A 17,513-nucleotide genomic window follows, 5' to 3' on the forward strand; every position below is an offset into this window, starting at 1 on the left:
TAGGTGAACACTTCGCTGCCCACCCCGCCCCCGGTCAGCGCCTTGAAGTCACCGTCGCTCGGGTTGAGGGTGTAGGTGTAGGTGCCGTTGGCATTGAGCACCAGGCTGCCGTAGGTCCCGCTCAGGGTGCCCGCGGTCACCGCCGCGCCATCCGCCCCCTGCACGTCGTTGGTGATGACGTTGCCATTGAGGACCAGGTTGTTCTCGCTCGCCACCGTCGGGTTGACGTCGTTCACCGCCGTCGGCACGTCATCCAGCACCACGACATCCAGCCCTGCACTGGTCGTGTCGCCATCGAAGTCCGTCAACACAACGTTGAAGCTCTCCGTCAGAGCCCCATCATTTGCAGGTTTGTTATGTGTTTCGTTATCGTTCAGGGTGTAGCTGTAGGTCACGCTGCCAACCCCTGTCACCGGGTTGTAGCTGACGCCGGTCACCAGCAGTTGATTTCCCAAAGGACTGGGGATCCCCTGGGGGAAGGTGGTCAAGACCTGGCCATTGCTGATCAGCGTCACACCTCCCAGCGTCAGGCTTTGTACTCCATCTGCCGCATTGAATGTAAAGGTACTGCTCTTGGTCAAGGCGGCGCCATCGGGGGCTGAGCCATCCGGCAATGCGGCTTCATCAAGGACAAGCTCACCACCCTCGACCTGCAATCCATTCAGCGAGACAGGCTCATCTACAGGGGTGATGGTGATGGTCAGAGTGGAGTCGTTGGTATCATCCCCATCCGTTACGGTGTAATTGACCGCAGGTACAGGGCCTGTGTAGTTCAGCGCGGGGGTAAAGGTATAGGAGCCGTCGGCATTGATGATCAGCGTACCAATCCCATCCAGCGTGCTCTCAACGCCGGCAGCAATTCCCTGATTGCTGCCCCAGCTATAGGAAATGACAGACGTATCAAGGGGACCATCCGGATTGTTGCTGTTGTCGAGCACATTGCCACTGATGGCCTGATCTTCCTGGGTAACAGCAGACTCATCCTGATCATCGAGCTGATTCTCGGACAGAAGATCGTCTTCCTGCAGCACATTCTGATCGATCAACGTGTCATAGCCGGTATCGAATCCGGCCTCGGCTATGGTCGCATCTCCGATGCGGTCTATGACAACAAAACCACCATTGCCACTGGCCCCAGCGACCCCGCCGATACCGCCACCACCACCGGCGGCAGGTGCCCCACCGGCAGCAGAGGCTTCGAAGTTCTTGGTCGGGTCAATCCCTTGCAGGATGGATTGTTGCAACGCCGCAATTTCTGGCGACACTTCAGGCGAGCCTTGCTGATGATTGGCAACCGATGAGGAAGATTGCCCCTCTGGAGGCATCTCTGTCCCTGCCGGGACACCATTGCCCTCTGCAGGTTTGTCATCGTAGGGCGCCAGCATCAATTTGGCATCATCAGCGATATTGAGTCTGGCGCCAGGCTGCAGTATCTCGCCAGGCTGGAGAGGGCGACTGCTGCCATCGGCAAGCAGGATCTGAACGTTGCCTTCTACGGAAGAGACGGCCACGGTTTTGTCGATGATTTGGGTGCGCATATCCATTGCTCCAGGGTGACAGATCTTGATGCCTACACTCTAGATACGCCCCCGTCCTGCTTCCGTTGCAAAAATGTACAGGGTTGAGTCTCTTTGACTTCATCCGATGCAGCGAATCGAACGAATATTTTTTACATATAAAAATCAATTAAGTAACAGCGCGAGTTTTAGTGATATTACCTATATGTCGCGTAAAAATGATGTACATATTCTAAACAGATATAAAAAAGGGCCCTTAATGGGCCCCTTTCTATCGAGTTGTACCGCTTATGCCAGTGGAAATGCTGGGTGAACGAACCCCTGATAACCATCGATATGCAAACTGGACAACAATTCAACCTGCCGTTTATCTTCCACCCGGGTGGCGATGGTCGTGACACCCGCGTTGTGGGCAGCCCGACAGACAGCCGCCAGGAAGGAGGTATCGGCGCCTGGTTCCATGACCTGGCTGGTATACCCGTGGTCCACCTTGACATAAGCGGGGGCCAGCTCTTCCAGATAGCCGAGGGACTGGAAGTGCCGGCCATAGTGATCGACCCCCCACAAGAAGCCGTGCTCTCGCAACAGCTCAACCAGATGAGTCACATACTCTTTGTGTTTCATGATGGCCGCTTCCGGGATCTCGAACAGCAGTCGCTCCTTCAGCTCCACGTTCAGCGACAGATAGCCTCTGAGCCATGTCAGGAACTCATCCGAACAGAGAGAACCCGCCGTGATATTGACTGCCAACACCAATTCCGGTTGCTGCTTGAACAAGGTGACGCAGGCTTCTAGCACCGCCTTGTCAAACTCGGCCCCCATCTTGAACTGCTCGATCGCAGGCAAGAACTGCCCTGCGAAGTAATCCGTTCCATCTCGCGAGATGGCCGCGAACAACTCGGCATGCAGGCGGGTACCATCATCGAAGCGGCACGCAGGCTGTGCCTTGAAGCGCCAGAGATGTCTGGCAATGGCATCCTGCACCAGGTCTCGCCAGGCAAGGCGTCCCATCAGTCCCTGCTCATTGCCGCCTTCCATCACGACGGCACCGCGCCGCTCATTGCGCGCTTTGCCAAGGGCGTTATCCGCCTTCGTCAGCAGGGCCGAGAGATCGTCATTGCCATCACGGCCGGCGATGCCGACGACGGACAGCGCACCGCTTTCCCCCATGGGATTGACAACCAGATCGGCGACACGGCTGTTGATGAGCTCCGCCAGCTCCTTGAGCTGAGAGAGATCATCGGTGGGGCAGAGCAAGGCATACTCCGTCGCCGAGATCCGGGCCAGTGCCGCGCCATCCCAGCCATCCAGCAGTTCCCTGAGCACCTGTGCAATGGACTTGACCATGTTGTCCCTTGCAGAAAAGCCCTCTTCCCGATAGAGATCGTCCAGCATGTCGACGGCCACCAGCATGACCCCGCCCTGCCCGGCCTCCGCAATCCAGGCATTGACCTGCCCGACGAAGTAAGAGCGGTTGCCAAGCCCGGAGACGGCATCCACATAGACGCGGGCTCGCAGGTTCTCGGCCTCGTCGGCCTGCTCTTTGAACTGCACGGCAAGCTTGCTGGAAAGGGTATTGATGGCCTGTACCACTTGCCGCAGCTCGCGGGTCTTGGGCTCGGGAATGGCGTGGCCGAAATGGTGCAGCTCGATTTCAACCGCCTGATCGCAAATCAGCTTGAGCGGTTTGAGCAGATAATTGAGCGCCCGCATCAGCAAGAGAGTGGTGACGAGAAAGCCGACCAGGAACCAGGTGGCCAGTTCGCTCATTCCTTTCCAAAGCTCGTAGTAGGCTTGTCCAGGGTGGCCGACGACCTTCAGCTTGCCCAGTTGCAGCCAACCCGACGTCAAAATCGATTCATTGGCCACTTCAGGGAACAGATCCAGCCCAATGAACCACTGTGGGACCCCTTCGATATGGCTGCTGTTCTCCAGCTCGATGACATCCTTGGAGGCCAGCAGATCGAGACGGACCAGCTTGTAGTAACCCCCGTCGAACACCGCCTTGATCACGGATTCGGCACTGACCTTGTCGCCGTTCTCCAGATAGGGGGTCAGCGCCAGACCCAGTGCGGTGGACGTATTGATGACGGTGGTCTCCTGCTGCTGCGCCAGGTAGTTGCGGGTCGAATTGAATTGCACCCAATAGGTGGCGGCAAACAGCAATCCGAACAGCAGCAGCATGGTTGCCAATAGTTGTCTGTAGAGCGTCATAGGTTAATCATCCAAATTGACCGCAGGCCGAGCCAATCGCCCCGATGTCATGCGATTGCGTAAGTCTGTCCATAATCCCAAGCGGGATGATTGCCCGGCCAGTTCCCCTTGACCACGCGCCTTCATCAGCCACAAGTGACTACCGTTAAAACTGTAAATTGGCAACAAATCCGCCCGTTGGGTCGCCGGGCGAATTGAGCCGACAAGATTGTCCAGAATCAGGGGTACTGCCGCAGGCGTCTCATAGTAGGCAACGACCATATGAAACTGGTTATAATCCAATGCCTTGACATATACCATTCGCATTTTTTCATCAGGGATGCCAAGTTCCAGCAAGGTAAAATACTTGGAAATGCTGAAGTCTTCACAATCTCCCCCCGCTGCGCCCAGAAATTCCAGCGGTGTCGCCCAATAATCCTTCTTGTGCCACAACTTGATGTCATCGATGAAACGCATCTGGTTGAAGAACTGGTTCACCTTCTCCAGCTTCTGCCGATCCGTCAGCCCCGCCGCCTTGTTCTGCATTGCCAAAGTGCGCCAGCTGGTGACCCGTTTGCCGGCCCTGGGGCCATAGGTCTCCTCCGCGCGCTTGACCAGTTTCATATCCTCCGGTGAGAGAGGCTGGCTGGCGCTGAGCAGCAGGGGGATCGCCAGCAGGGCCAGCCACAGCAGGCGAACCCGCCAGGGCGCACGTGCACCTGCGACAGCTCGATACCCATCACGTCGGCTGCAGCCTGTCGATGCCACCTCTTTCTGTGTCATGACGCCGCCATCATCCCCTGACCACCGGACGCATAAAAGAATGACTGCAGCACGCTGCAGCCATTCCCCTTGCCTGATATGACATCAGTGGCAGGGCCATCAGTTGTTGTTGGCCTGCCATTCAGCCGGTTGCTGCACATTCAGGGCATTGAGCAGACCACCGGTGGCATTGAGGATACGATAATCTGCCAACAGGGAGTCGTACTCGGCCGTGATGTAGCTGCGGCGAGCCTCGAACAGTTCGTTCTCCGTGTTCAGCACGTCCAGCAAGGTCCGTTGGCCCAGGCCGAATTGCTTCTTGTAGGCCTGTACGGTGTCATAGCTGGCGTCCACGTGCTCTTTGAGGAAGACTTTTTGCTTGGCCAGCGACTCTTTGGCGTTCCAGGCGAGGCGGGTCCCCTCTTCCACCTGACGGAAGGCATTCATGTGAATGTCTTTGGCCTGGGAATAGAGGGCTGAGGTTGCCTTGCTTTCTGCCAGATCGGACCCACCGCGGAACAGGTTGTAACGCATCCGGACCATGGCGGTGAGATCGTCGTTACGGCCTTTGACCGCATCGATGTCCTCGTTCCAGTTCTGATCCACTTCAAAGGCTACGTTCGGGTAGAACCCGGACTTGGAGCCTTCATGCTGATACTTCGCCTCTTCGATGTCCTGCAGGGATGACAGCAGGGTCGGGTGAACCTCTGTTGCCGTCTTCAGCGCATCTTCCAGCGTTGCGGGCAGGAGTTGGGTGTTCGGTACTGGCTGAACGAGATCCTTGGGCACTTCATTGACGACACGGATGAACTCGCTCTCGGCATCCCGATAGTTGTTCTCCGCCGCCGCCTGGTTGGAGTACGCCCGAGCCACACGACCGTCGATCTGGGTCTGGTCAGCGGTCGACCCCAGACCGGAGTCGGTCCGTTTCTGGATGTCACTGCGGATCTGTTCGTGGGTTTCAAGGTTCTGCTTGGACAGCTCCAGGATCTCCTGCTGACGCAGCATGTTGAGGTAGACCTCGGCCACGCGCAGGGCCGTGTTCTCCGCCTCGGAGATCATCGCCAGGCGCTGGGCCTGGGCGGCGGCATCGGTCCGTGCCACGTTGCTGCTGACATCAAAGCCGTCAAACAGCATCTGGCGAAGGCTGATCCCGGCCTCCTTGCGCGTCATGGAGTCATCGATCGTCTGTGAATTGGGACCTGCGGCACGGGTCGAGGGACTGTCAGTCTTCTCGTAACCGACGCCACCACGCAGATCAATGGTGGGGTAATAGCCGCCCTTGGCTCCATCATGCTGATACAGTCGTGCCTGATAGAGATCAAAAGCTTCCTTGATTTTCGGATGGGTAGCCAGTGACTGCGCCACTGACTGTTCCAGCGTCTGTGCCTGGCTCAGGCCCGGGAACAGTATGGTGCCACTAACCAGCATGGCAACAATCGTCTTCTTCATGGTATCTCCAGTCATGTTGTTTTTAGATTGTTGGCTTATCGTTCTCTCAGTGCCGACTGCTTAGCCCTCAAGATGGGTTTCAGCAAGTAGTCTAGGACACTTTTTTTACCAGTAATAATATCTGCACTGGCTAACATACCGGGGATGATGGGAAGTGCGTTAAGCTCATCGCCCAGATAACTCTTCTCGGTTCGTACTCGCACCAGATAGAAGGAATTACCCTCCTCATCCTGGATTGAGTCGGCACTTATCTGTTCAACCTTGCCATGTAAACCTCCATAAATAGTGAAATCATAGGCAGTTATCTTGACCACGGCCTCCAGTCCGGGTCTGAGGAACGCGATGTCCTTTGGCGACACCTTGGCTTCAACCAGCAGGGTATCTTCCAGCGGCACTATCTCCATCAGGTCCATGCCCGGCTGAACGACCCCACCCAGCGTATTAATCTTGAGCTTCTTGATGGTCCCCTTGAGAGGCGCGATCACACTGGTACGATCGACTCTGTCCCTGAGGCCGACCTGGCCCTCTGACAACTGGCTCAACTTGCCTTGACGTTCGTTCAGCTCGGTCTGGGAGTCCGCCCGGAATTTCAGGGCGATATCATTTCGCTTCGAGATGGTCTCCCGCAGTACCGAGTTGAGCTTGGGCACCAGCAGGCGGTTCGCCTCCAGCTCCCCTTGCATTTCGTTGACCTGCCGCTCCAGTTTAATTAACTCCACTTGAGGAACTATACCCTCTTTTGCGAGAGGACGGCTGATGTTCAGTTCCTGACGAGCCAGATCAACGCTGCGACCGACGGTCCGGATCTTGGCATTGAGCTCTATGGTCTCCTGCTCTTTCTGCTCGATCTGCTGTCCCAGAATGTAAAGCTGGTTCTTGAGGTTGTTTAACCGCGCCTCCTGCACCGACCTTTCACGGGCGGCATATTCGGCAAACACATTCTCGTACCCTTCGGGGAACTCGATGGCCTGTTTGTCGATGGCTACCTGTTCACGCCACCCCAGATTGGGCTCGTTCTTGACCACCACGCTGCGAATTTCGGCGCGCAGGCGGGCGATATCCCCCTTGAGGGTGACCAGCTCCTGTTCCCGTTCGCGAAAATCCGACTTGAAGCGGGTATCGTCGATGCGCAGCAGTGGCTGTCCCTTCTCGACGATGTCCCCCTCCTTGACGAAAATCTCCTTGACGATCCCCCCTTCCAGGTTCTGGATCACCTGCAACTGGCGCGACGGTATCACCTTGCCCTGGCCGACGGTCACTTCATCCAGCTCGGCCCAGGCCGCCCAGACGATGGCGCTGACAAAAAACAGGAAACAGGCCCAGAGCAGGACTCTGGCACGGGTGGGTGTCGTCAGCAGCACGGCGGCGGCGCCGTCATCCACGTACTCGAGATGTTCGGGAGCCGGCAAGACCGTATCTGAGGGCGTTTTCTTGAACCAGTGGTCAGCCATTCGCCGTCTCCTGCACCCGCACCTTGCCTTCCTTCAATTGCTGCAACACCACCTCTTTGGGACCATCCGCCACTATCTTCCCCTGCTCCACGACGATGACCCGGGAAGCGACATCCAGCATGGAGGTCTTGTGGGTGATGAGGATAAGGGTGGTTTCGGGGCCGAGCCGCGCCAGCTCCTGCTTCACGTGCATCTCTGACTGGTTGTCCATGTTGGAGGTCGGCTCGTCCATCACCAGAATGGGGGGATCGTTGAGCAGGGCGCGAGCCAGCAGGATGGACTGGCGCTGGCCACCGGAGAGCTGACGTCCCCCTTCGCCTATCTGTCTGTCGAGACCGTTGGGATCCCGGTTGGTAAAGTTGGTGACCCCGGCCCGCTTGGCGGCGCGCAAGACACGGGCATCGTCCACCAGGGGATTGCCCAGCATGATGTTGTCCCGCACTGAACCAAAGAAGAGGGTCACATCTTGCGGCACACAGCCGATGTTGCGGCGAATGATGGTCGGCGGCAGTTGGTCCAGCTCAAAGCCATCCAGACGCACCAGGCCGTCAGTCGGGCGATAGAGGCCCATCAGCAATTTCTCCAGCGTGGTTTTACCCGCACCGATCCGCCCGATGATGGCCACCTTCTCACCCGGCTCGATGCGCAGGCTGATGTTGTGCAGGGTACTGCTCTCCATGCCCGGATACTTGAAGGAGACATTTTCAAACTCGATGCGCCCCTGGATGACCGGATGGTGGATGTACTGCCTGCCCTCCTCCTGCTCACCCGGCGTCATCATGATCTTCTCCAGGATCTCGAGCGCCGACTTGGCCTGGTTGTAGCGGGTGGAGAGTACCGAGAGCTGCACCATGGGGGCGATGGCCCGGCTCGACAGCATCACGGCCGCTATCATGCCCCCCATGGTCACCAACCCTTCCGAGATCTGGTAAACACCGACGATCACCAGTCCCACTGTCACCACCTGCTGGATGTAGCTCGCCAGAGAAGACATGGAGTTGGTGATGCGCCGGGTCTGCACGCCCCAGGTCGAGATGTGGGACACCGCCTGCTCCCAGCGGTGCTGGAACATGCTCTCGGCCCCGAAAATCTTCACGGTCTCAAGGCCCGAGATGCTTTCGATCAGATTGGCGTTCTTCTGGGAGGCGAGCCGGGAGCCCTCCTCGATGGATTGCTTCAGCGGTGCCTGAATGTAGAAGCTGTAGGCCACCAGGATCAGGATGGCGATGATGGGCACCACCACCATGACACCGGCGAAAATCCAGATGATGAAGAGGAAGAAGATGGCAAACGGCAGATCGATCAGGGTGGAGACGGTGGCCGACGTGAAAAACTCGCGCACCGATTCAAACTCCTGCAAGTGCTTGGCAAAGGCACCGGTCGACGCAGGCCTGGACTCCATCTTCATGCCCATCACCTTGGCAAAGATTTTGGCCGACAACAGCACGTCGGATTTCTTGCCTGCAATATCGATGAAGTAGCTGCGCAGCTGGCGCATCACGAAGTCGAAGGTGAACACCACCATGGCTCCAACCGCCAGCACCCAGAGGGAGTCGAATGCCAGGTTGGGCACAATCTTGTCATAGACGTTCATGGTGAACAGGGGGCTGGCGATAGCAAACAGGTTGATGAGGATCGAGGCCACCAGCACATCCCGATAGATACCGCGGGACTCGAACAAGGTGCTCCAGAACCAGTGACCATCACGGGTCTCCAGCACTTTGGGCGAGCGCTCATCAAACTTGAACTGCCGCTTGACGTAGAACAGACGACCATTGTACTCGTCACCCAGCTGGGCAAGACTGACCCATTGGGCCGCGTCTCCGGCCTGGGGAAAGATGACCCTCGCCTGGGTCCGTTCTTCATTCCATTCAAGCAAGATGCAGGCGCCGCCATTGCGCGTCTGCAAGACGCAGGGCAGCAGCAGGGAGGAGATCTGTTCAAGGGGCTGGATCACTTCGCGGGCAGAGAGACCGCCCCGCTCGGCGGCACGACTGAAGAGCGCCGTGCTGAGACGCCCGGAGACCAGTGGCAAGCCGGTGGTGAGAGCATCCTGACTGTTGGGCACCCCGTAAAAGCGGGTCAAAAAGACCAGGCACTCCAACAGTTCATCTATATGGCTGGTTTCTGCTTGCATAGCATCCCATCAAACATGATTCAGAAGGTTGTCTCGGGGCCGAATATCCAAAAGCCCGGCGGCGATCCGGAAAAACAGAACAGACCTCGCCACCCAGACCCACAACCCGATTAGCGCACAGAGCCGGGACACTGCATGTCTCGCCTCCCTTACAGATTTTCATGCCGGAAACGGAGGGGACATACCAAGCACCTGATGTTGCCAAGAAATATGCCACCCGGTTCGAAGAGACACCGCCCGGTATACAAACTGCAAAGAGTTATTGATAACTATATCTTTTTTCAAGCCGACCATCTTATCAAGGTGACTTGAACGAAACTATACTCCAAAGACTGAATTTCATCTAATAACCCACTGTTTTTTTGACGAAATTAGAGTTAGCACTCGCCCGTGGAAGGGAGAGAAAAAGGGCGTCCCAGGCAGTGCCCCTGAGGGCCTGAGCGTGCCAGCTCCGCGGCAATGGCGGTCATGGCGCTCCAGCGATTCTCGCACCAGGCGGGGGCCAGCAGTGTCGGGCGGCGCGCCGACGCCGAGACCCTGTGATAGACCACCTCGGGAGGCGTGTACTGGATCATGGCGACCGCCGCCGCCACATACTGCTCCATCGTCAACACATCCAGCCGTCCCGCCTGCCACGCCTTGCCAAGAGTGCTCCCCTCCACCACATGCAGTGGGTGAAGCTTTATCCCCTCGACGCCGGTCTCCACGACACGGTGGAGGGTTTCCAGGCTGTCCATCGGCACCTCGCCGGGCAGGCCCACGATGAGGTGGGCACACACCTTGATGCCCCGCAGATGGGCTCTGGTTACAGCGTCAACATAGGCGGCATAGCCGTGGCCCCGATTGATGCGTTGCAACGTCTTGTCGTTGGCGCTCTGCAGCCCGAGCTCCAGCCACACCTCGTAGCCGCGGGCCTGATAACCTGCCAGCAGATCCAGCACCGCATCGGGTACACAATCAGGGCGAGTTCCGACGCAGAGCCCCACCATGTCGCTCACCGACAAGGCTTCTTCATACATGCGCTGAAGGTACTCCACTTCGGCATAGGTGCTGGTATAGGCCTGAAAGTAGGCCAGATAGCGCCTGGCCCGGGTCACCTCGTCCCGGCGTGCCAGCAGTTGCTGCACCACGGAGAGTTGCTGGGCCGACTCGTCGGCAAAGGAGGAGACATTGCAGAAAGTGCAGCCACCCCGCCCCAGGGTGCCGTCCCGGTTGGGGCAGGTAAAGGCCCCGTGGATGGAGAGCTTGTGGATCTTCTGGCCGTGGCGCTGCTTGAGATCCTGGCCAAATGTATTGATGAGTTCGTGTAACTGCATGACACCTCCGAAATGAGGTGTCATTCTAGCGACGCAGCCCGGCGGGCAGGCTGCGCTGGATCAATCCCGCTCTCTACCCAAAAATCATATAAATATTCACGTTAGATGCGATAAATACCCAACAGTCAGCATTCACGGTCACTTTTGACAACCTTTCACTCCTGCCACCTGGAGAAAAGTGTCATAACCTCTCGCCCATAACCAGCTGTAACTACTGAAAAAATCCTGTTTAGTCTGCTTATGGACAAATGCAAGACGCAGGATCCTGAAATGTGATCCCCGCCAAGCACACCAGAGATGACTTTGTAAAATTACTACAGTTTCCCGCCACCATGCAGTCAACCACTAAATCGTCCATAACCAGAATATAAATCCAACAAATAAATAAAAGGCAGTCATAAATACACAAAAATGCTGATTGAGTCTCAAAAACCCACATTTTGTTATGGTGATGTAACATTGCAAACAAGCGGGATGTCCAATTGACCTTGCCCGAAAATCCCATTAGTTTGGAGATTCGCCACCTCAGGCGGACGGAACCACAAGAGCCAATCGCAATTTATGCAGTCTGTTGATGACAGTGCGATGGAAGGCCGAGCAAGGGAGAAATGCAATGTCACTATATGATCCAAAGCTGGAGAGGGATAACTGTGGCTTCGGCCTGTTGGCCCACATGGAAGGGGAAGCCAGCCACAAGCTTGTCCGTCTCGCGATGTCAGCCTTGGCTCGCATGCAGCACCGCGGCGGTATCTCCGCTGATGGCAAGACCGGCGACGGCTGCGGCCTGTTGCTGCAAAAACCCGACAGCTTCTTTAGAGCTATCGCCGAAGAGAAGGGATGGCACCTGGGCCGCAACTACGCGGTCGGCATGCTGTTCCTCAACCCCGATCCCGTCTTGGCGCAAGCCACTCGCGACATCATCGACGAAGAGCTGGAAAAGGAGACCCTGAGTCTGGTCGGTTGGCGCAAGGTGCCTATCGATACCAACGTACTCGGCTCCATCGCCAAGGCCTCCCTGCCCAGCATTGAACAGGTCTTTGTCAACGCGCCCCCGGGCTGGGTCGACAAGGATCTCGAGCGCCGCCTCTATATCGTGCGCCGCCGCATCGAGAAGCGCATCAGCGACGACTACTTCTATGTGGTCAGCCTTTCCAACCTGGTCACCGTCTATAAAGGACTGTGCATGCCGGTGGATTTACCGCGCTTCTATCTGGATCTGGCCGACATCCGCATGCAGGCCGCCATCTGCGTGTTCCACCAGCGTTTCTCCACCAACACCAGCCCGCGCTGGCCGCTGGCGCAGCCGTTCCGCTACCTCGCCCACAACGGCGAGATCAACACCATTGCCGGCAACCGCCAGTGGGCCAAGGCGCGCAGCTACAAGTTCGCCACCCCGCTGATCCCGGATCTGCAAGAGGCCGCCCCCTTCGTCAACACCACGGGGTCGGACTCCTCCAGCCTCGACAACATGCTGGATCTCTTCCTGGCCGGCGGCATGGACCTGTTCCGTGCCATGCGTCTCTTGATCCCGCCTGCGTGGCAGAAGCACCCGAACATGGATGACGACCTGCGCGCCTTCTACGACTTCAACTCCATGCACATGGAGCCCTGGGACGGCCCGGCCGGCATCGTCATGACCGACGGTCGCTACGCCACCTGCGCGCTCGATAGAAACGGCCTGCGTCCGGCACGTTACGTCATCACCAAGGACAAGTTCATCACGCTGGCCTCCGAAGTGGGCACCTGGGACTACACCCCGGACGAAGTGCTGGAGAAGGGCCGTGTCGGCCCGGGGGAGCTGTTCGTGGTCGATACCAGCAACGGCAAGATCTGGACCAGCTTCGAAATTGATGACGATCTCAAGAGCCGTCACACCTACAAGCAGTGGATGGACAAGCACTGCAAGCGCCTGGTGCCCTTCGAGCAGATGGACGATGCCAGCACGGGGTCGCGCGAATTCCCGGATGACCGGCTCAAGACTTACCAGAAGCTGTTCGGCTACTCCTTTGAAGAGCTGGATCAGGTGATCCGCGTGCTCGGCGAGAATGGCCAGGAGGCAGTGGGCTCCATGGGGGATGACACCCCGATGGCGGTGCTCTCCTCCAGCCAGCGTACCCTGTACGACTACTTCCGCCAGATGTTCGCCCAGGTGACCAACCCGCCCATCGATCCCCTGCGGGAAAATCACGTCATGTCCCTGGCCACCTGTATCGGCCGCGAACAGAACGTGTTCAACGAGACCTTCGGTCACGCCCACCGGGTGCTGTTCCAGTCGCCGATCCTGCTCTACTCCGACTTCCATCAGTTGCTGGCCCTGGAAGGGGAGCACTACCGCCATGCGGTGCTGAGCCTCAACTACCTGCCCGAAGAGGGGCTGCAAGCCGCCCTCGAGCGCCTCTGCCACGAGGCAGCTGAAGCGGCCCGCAGCGGCGCGGTGCTGCTGGTATTGTCAGACCGGGACATCAGCCCGGATACCCTGCCCATCCCGGCCGCCATGGCGGTGGGTGCGGTGCAGCGTACCCTGGTGGACAACAACCTGCGCTGCGACGCCAATATCCTGGTGGAGACCGCGAGCGTGCGCGACCCGCACCACTTCGCCGTGCTGCTGGGCTTTGGCGCCACCGCCATCTACCCCTATCTCGCCTACGAGACCCTCGCCAAGCAGGTAGAAGAGGGCGTGCTCAAGATGAGCCTGCGCCAGGCCATGCTCAACTACCGCAACGGCATCAACAAGGGCCTCTACAAGGTGATGTCCAAGATGGGCATCAGCACGGTGGCAAGCTACCGCTGCTCCCAGCTGTTTGAGGCGGTGGGCCTCTCCAAGGCTGTTGTCGAACTCTGCTTCCGCGGCGTATCGAGCCGCATCCAGGGTGCCGACTTTGCCGACATCCAGCAGGATCAGATCAATCTGTCCCGTCTGGCCTGGCTCGGCCGCAAGCCGCTGACCCAGGGCGGCCTCTTGAAATTCGTCCACGGTGGCGAGTACCACACCTACAACCCGGACGTGGTGCAGACCCTGCAAGTGGCGGTGCGCTCCGGCAACTACGCCGATTACAAGGAGTATGCCCGTCTGGTGAACGAGCGCCCGGTCGCCACCCTGCGCGATCTGCTGTCGCTCAAACAGGGCACCACCCCGGTTGCGCTGGATCAGGTGGAGCCAGCCGCCAGGCTGTTCCCCCGCTTCGACTCCGCGGCCATGTCCATCGGCGCCCTCGGCCCGGAAGCCCACGAGGCCCTGGCCATCGCCATGAACCGCCTCGGCGGTCAGAGCAACTCCGGCGAAGGCGGCGAGGATCCCAAGCGTTTTGGTACCGAGAAGAACTCTCGCATCAAGCAGGTGGCTTCCGGTCGCTTTGGCGTCACCCCGCACTACCTGATGAACGCGGACGTGGTGCAGATAAAAGTCGCCCAGGGTGCCAAGCCCGGTGAAGGTGGCCAGCTGCCCGGAGACAAGGTCACCGCGCAAATCGCCCAGCTGCGCTACTCCGTGCCCGGCGTGACCCTGATCTCCCCGCCGCCCCACCACGACATCTACTCCATCGAGGATCTGGCCCAGCTCATCTTCGACATCAAGCAGATCAACCCGAACTGCCTGGTGTCGGTGAAACTGGTGTCCGAACCTGGCGTCGGCACCATCGCCTGTGGCGTGGCCAAGGCCTATGCGGACTTCATTACCGTCTCCGGCTACGACGGCGGCACCGGCGCGAGCCCGCTCACCTCGGTCAAATACGCCGGCTCCCCCTGGGAGCTGGGCCTGGCCGAAACCCAACAGGCGCTGGTGGCCAACGGCCTGCGCCACAAGGTGCGCCTGCAGGTGGATGGCGGTCTCAAGACCGGTCTCGACATCATCAAGGCGGCCATCCTCGGCGCCGAGAGCTTTGGCTTCGGTACCGGCCCCATGGTGGCACTCGGTTGCAAATACCTACGTATCTGCCACCTGAACAACTGCGCCACCGGCGTCGCCACCCAGGATGAGAAGCTGCGCCGCGAACACTTCACTGGCCTGCCGGAAATGGTGATGAACTACTTCAAGTTCATCGCCGAGGAGACGCGCGAGCTGATGGCCGAGCTGGGCGTCACCCAGCTCACCGACCTCATCGGTCGTACCGACCTGCTGGAAGCCCTGCCCGGCCTCACCGCCCGTCAGGCCAAGCTGGACTTGTCCGGCATCCTGGCGGCCCCGGTTGCACCGGCAGGCTCCAGTCTGTTCAGCCAGCAGCACAACCCCACCTTCGACAAGGGGCCCTTGAACCTCAAGATGGTGGAAGACCTGCTGGACGCGGTGGAAAACATGAGTGGCGGCGAGTTCCGCTACGACATCCGCAACACCGATCGCTCCGTGGGTGCGCGTCTGTCCGGCGAAATCGTCAAGCGCCACGGCAACCAGGGCATGGCGGCCGATCCGGTCAAGGTGCACTTCAACGGCACCGCCGGCCAGAGCTTCGGCGTCTGGAACGCCGGTGGCCTTGAGATGATCCTCACCGGGGATGCCAACGACTACGTGGGCAAGGGGATGACCGGCGGCAAGCTGGTGATCAAACCCCACGTCGGCGTGGCGTTCAAATCCCACGAGGCGGCCATCATCGGCAACACCTGCCTCTATGGCGCCACCGGCGGCAAGCTCTATGCCGCAGGGACCGCCGGCGAGCGGTTCGCGGTGCGCAACTCAGGGGCCTTGGCGGTGGTCGAGGGGATTGGCGACAACGGCTGTGAATACATGACAGGCGGCATCGTCACCGTGCTCGGCAAGACCGGTGTCAACTTCGCGGCGGGCATGACAGGCGGTTTCGCCTACGTGCTCGACGAGTGCGGCAACTTTGCCAAGCGCACCAACCCCGAGCTGGTCGAACTGCTGGAGGTGGCGGATCTGGCCATCCACCAGGAGCACCTGCGCGGTATCATCACGGCGCACCTCAACGAGACAGGCAGCTCGCGTGCCGAGGAGATCCTGGCCAACTTCGACTCCTATGTGCCCAAGTTCAGGCTGATCAAACCCAAGTCCAGTGACGTCAAATCGCTGCTTGGCCACACCAGCCGTTCCAGTGCAGAACTCAGAATCCAGGCGCAATAAGGAGGGAACCCTATGAGCCAGAACGTATTCCAGTTTATCGATGTCCAGCGGGTCGACCCGCCCAAGAAGCCGCTCAAGATCCGCAAGATCCAGTTCGTGGAGATCTACGAGCCCTTCAACCAGGCCCAGGTCGGCATGCAGGCGGATCGCTGCCTCGACTGCGGCAACCCCTATTGCGAGTGGAAGTGCCCGGTACACAACTACATCCCCAACTGGCTGAAGCTGGCCAACGAGGGACGCATTCTGGAGGCGGTGGAACTCTCCCACCAGACCAACAGCCTGCCGGAGGTATGTGGCCGCGTTTGCCCGCAAGACAGACTGTGTGAGGGTGCTTGCACCCTCAACGACAGATTCGGCGCCGTGACCATCGGCAACATCGAAAAATACATCACCGACAAGGCGTTCGAGATGGGCTGGCGCCCGGACCTCTCCAAGGTGGTCAAGACAGGCAAGCGGGTCGCCGTCATTGGCGCGGGCCCCGCGGGCCTTGCCTGTGCCGACGTGCTGGCACGCAATGGCGTCACCCCTGTGGTGTTCGACAAGTACCCGGAGATCGGCGGCCTGCTCACTTTCGGTATCCCCTCCTTCAAGCTGGAGAAAGAGGTGATGCAACGCCGCCGCGAGATCTTCGAGGGGATGGGGGTGGAGTTTCGCCTCGAGACCGAAGTGGGCCGTGACGTCACCTTCGCCGACCTGCTCGGCGAGTTCGATGCGGTCTTCCTCGGGGTCGGCACCTACAAGTACATGAAGGGCGGCTTTGCCAACGAAGAGGCGCCGGGGGTCTATGACGCCCTGCCCTACCTCATCTCCAACGCCAATCGCTTGCTGGGCTTTGAGAAGGCGCAAGCCGACTACATCGACTTCGCCGGCAAGCAGGTTGTGGTGCTGGGGGGCGGCGACACCGCCATGGACTGCGTGCGCACCGCCATCCGCCAGGGGGCCGATCGGGTGATCTGCGCCTACCGCCGGGATGCCGAGAACATGCCAGGCTCCAAGCGGGAGGTGAAAAACGCCCAGGAGGAAGGGGTGGAATTTATGTTCAACCTCCAGCCCATCGGCGTGGAGCTGGACGCCCACGGCCGCACCTGCGGCATCAAGGTGGTGAGCACCGAGCTCGGCGCCCCCGATGCCAATGGCCGCCGCAATCCTGTGGTCATTGAAGGCTCCGAGCAGGTGCTGCCCGCCGATGCGGTGGTGATGGCGTTCGGCTTCCAGCCCAACCCCCAGCCCTGGATGGCAGAGCACGGCGTCGAGCTCGACGGCCGGGATCGCATCAAGGCGCCCGAGAAGGCCGAGTACGCCTTCCAGACCAGCAACCCCAAGGTGTTCGCCGGTGGTGACGCGGTGCGCGGCTCTGATCTGGTGGTGACCGCCATCTATGAGGGTCGCAAGGCGGCCGAAGGGATCATGGACTACCTGGCCGTGTGATCTGCCGTCGCAACCACGCTGTCATGCAAACAGCCCCGCTCGTGCGGCAATGCTGTTCAGATAAGCACTTTTTTGACTGATTATTCATAAATTGGATTTGAGTTGAGGGGGCAAGGCTGTGTCCAGTCGATCTTCCTCCAGCCTTTATCCAGCGGGGCTTGCAATAGAAAGAGGGAGGCATCATGC

The 17,513-nt window shown here is 59.1% G+C and carries 9 protein-coding genes; 2 read left to right on the plus strand and 7 right to left on the minus strand.

Annotated features, from left to right (window positions below):
- From J9889_RS24160 to J9889_RS15505, 7 genes are all read right to left on the minus strand, one after another.
- On the minus strand, positions 1–1,538 hold a 1,538-nt coding region (locus J9889_RS24160), incomplete at its 3' end, for a retention module-containing protein (RefSeq protein WP_246878107.1).
- Positions 1,539–1,805: 267 nt separating this feature from the next.
- Positions 1,806–3,731, minus strand: a complete 1,926-nt coding sequence (locus tag J9889_RS15480; protein ID WP_210557271.1) for a LapD/MoxY N-terminal periplasmic domain-containing protein — start codon at positions 3,729–3,731, stop codon at positions 1,806–1,808.
- A gap of 3 nt (positions 3,732–3,734) precedes the next feature.
- Entirely contained in the window at positions 3,735–4,493 is a 759-nt protein-coding gene (locus J9889_RS15485; protein WP_223952717.1) for a transglutaminase-like cysteine peptidase, read from the minus strand.
- 99 nt (positions 4,494–4,592) lie between these two features.
- Entirely contained in the window at positions 4,593–5,924 is a 1,332-nt protein-coding gene (locus J9889_RS15490; protein WP_010675164.1) for a TolC family outer membrane protein, read from the minus strand.
- 35 nt (positions 5,925–5,959) lie between these two features.
- Positions 5,960–7,375 carry an HlyD family type I secretion periplasmic adaptor subunit gene (locus J9889_RS15495; protein WP_102948558.1) on the minus strand — a complete coding sequence of 472 codons (1,416 nt, stop codon included), beginning with the start codon at positions 7,373–7,375 and terminating at the stop codon, positions 5,960–5,962.
- Positions 7,368–9,512, minus strand: a complete 2,145-nt coding sequence (locus J9889_RS15500) for a type I secretion system permease/ATPase (RefSeq protein WP_210557273.1) — start codon at positions 9,510–9,512, stop codon at positions 7,368–7,370. The genes J9889_RS15495 and J9889_RS15500 overlap by 8 nt, the downstream gene beginning before the upstream one ends.
- Positions 9,513–9,889: 377 nt before the next feature.
- A complete protein-coding gene (locus tag J9889_RS15505) occupies positions 9,890–10,828 on the minus strand; it encodes a TIGR01212 family radical SAM protein (RefSeq protein ID WP_210557275.1) in 939 nt (312 codons plus the stop codon).
- A 613-nt stretch (positions 10,829–11,441) separates the two neighbouring features.
- Between J9889_RS15505 and gltB the strand changes: the two genes are divergently transcribed.
- On the plus strand, positions 11,442–15,899 hold the full coding sequence (gene gltB / locus J9889_RS15510; protein ID WP_210557277.1) for a glutamate synthase large subunit: 4,458 nt from the start codon (positions 11,442–11,444) through the stop codon (positions 15,897–15,899).
- 12 nt (positions 15,900–15,911) lie between these two features.
- A complete protein-coding gene (locus J9889_RS15515) occupies positions 15,912–17,327 on the plus strand; it encodes an FAD-dependent oxidoreductase (RefSeq protein WP_042014661.1) in 1,416 nt (471 codons plus the stop codon).
- Positions 17,328–17,513 lie beyond the last annotated feature (186 nt).

The sequence above is a fragment of the Aeromonas sp. PrichA-15 genome, from assembly GCF_017939245.1.
GTDB lineage: Bacteria > Pseudomonadota > Gammaproteobacteria > Enterobacterales > Aeromonadaceae > Aeromonas > Aeromonas caviae.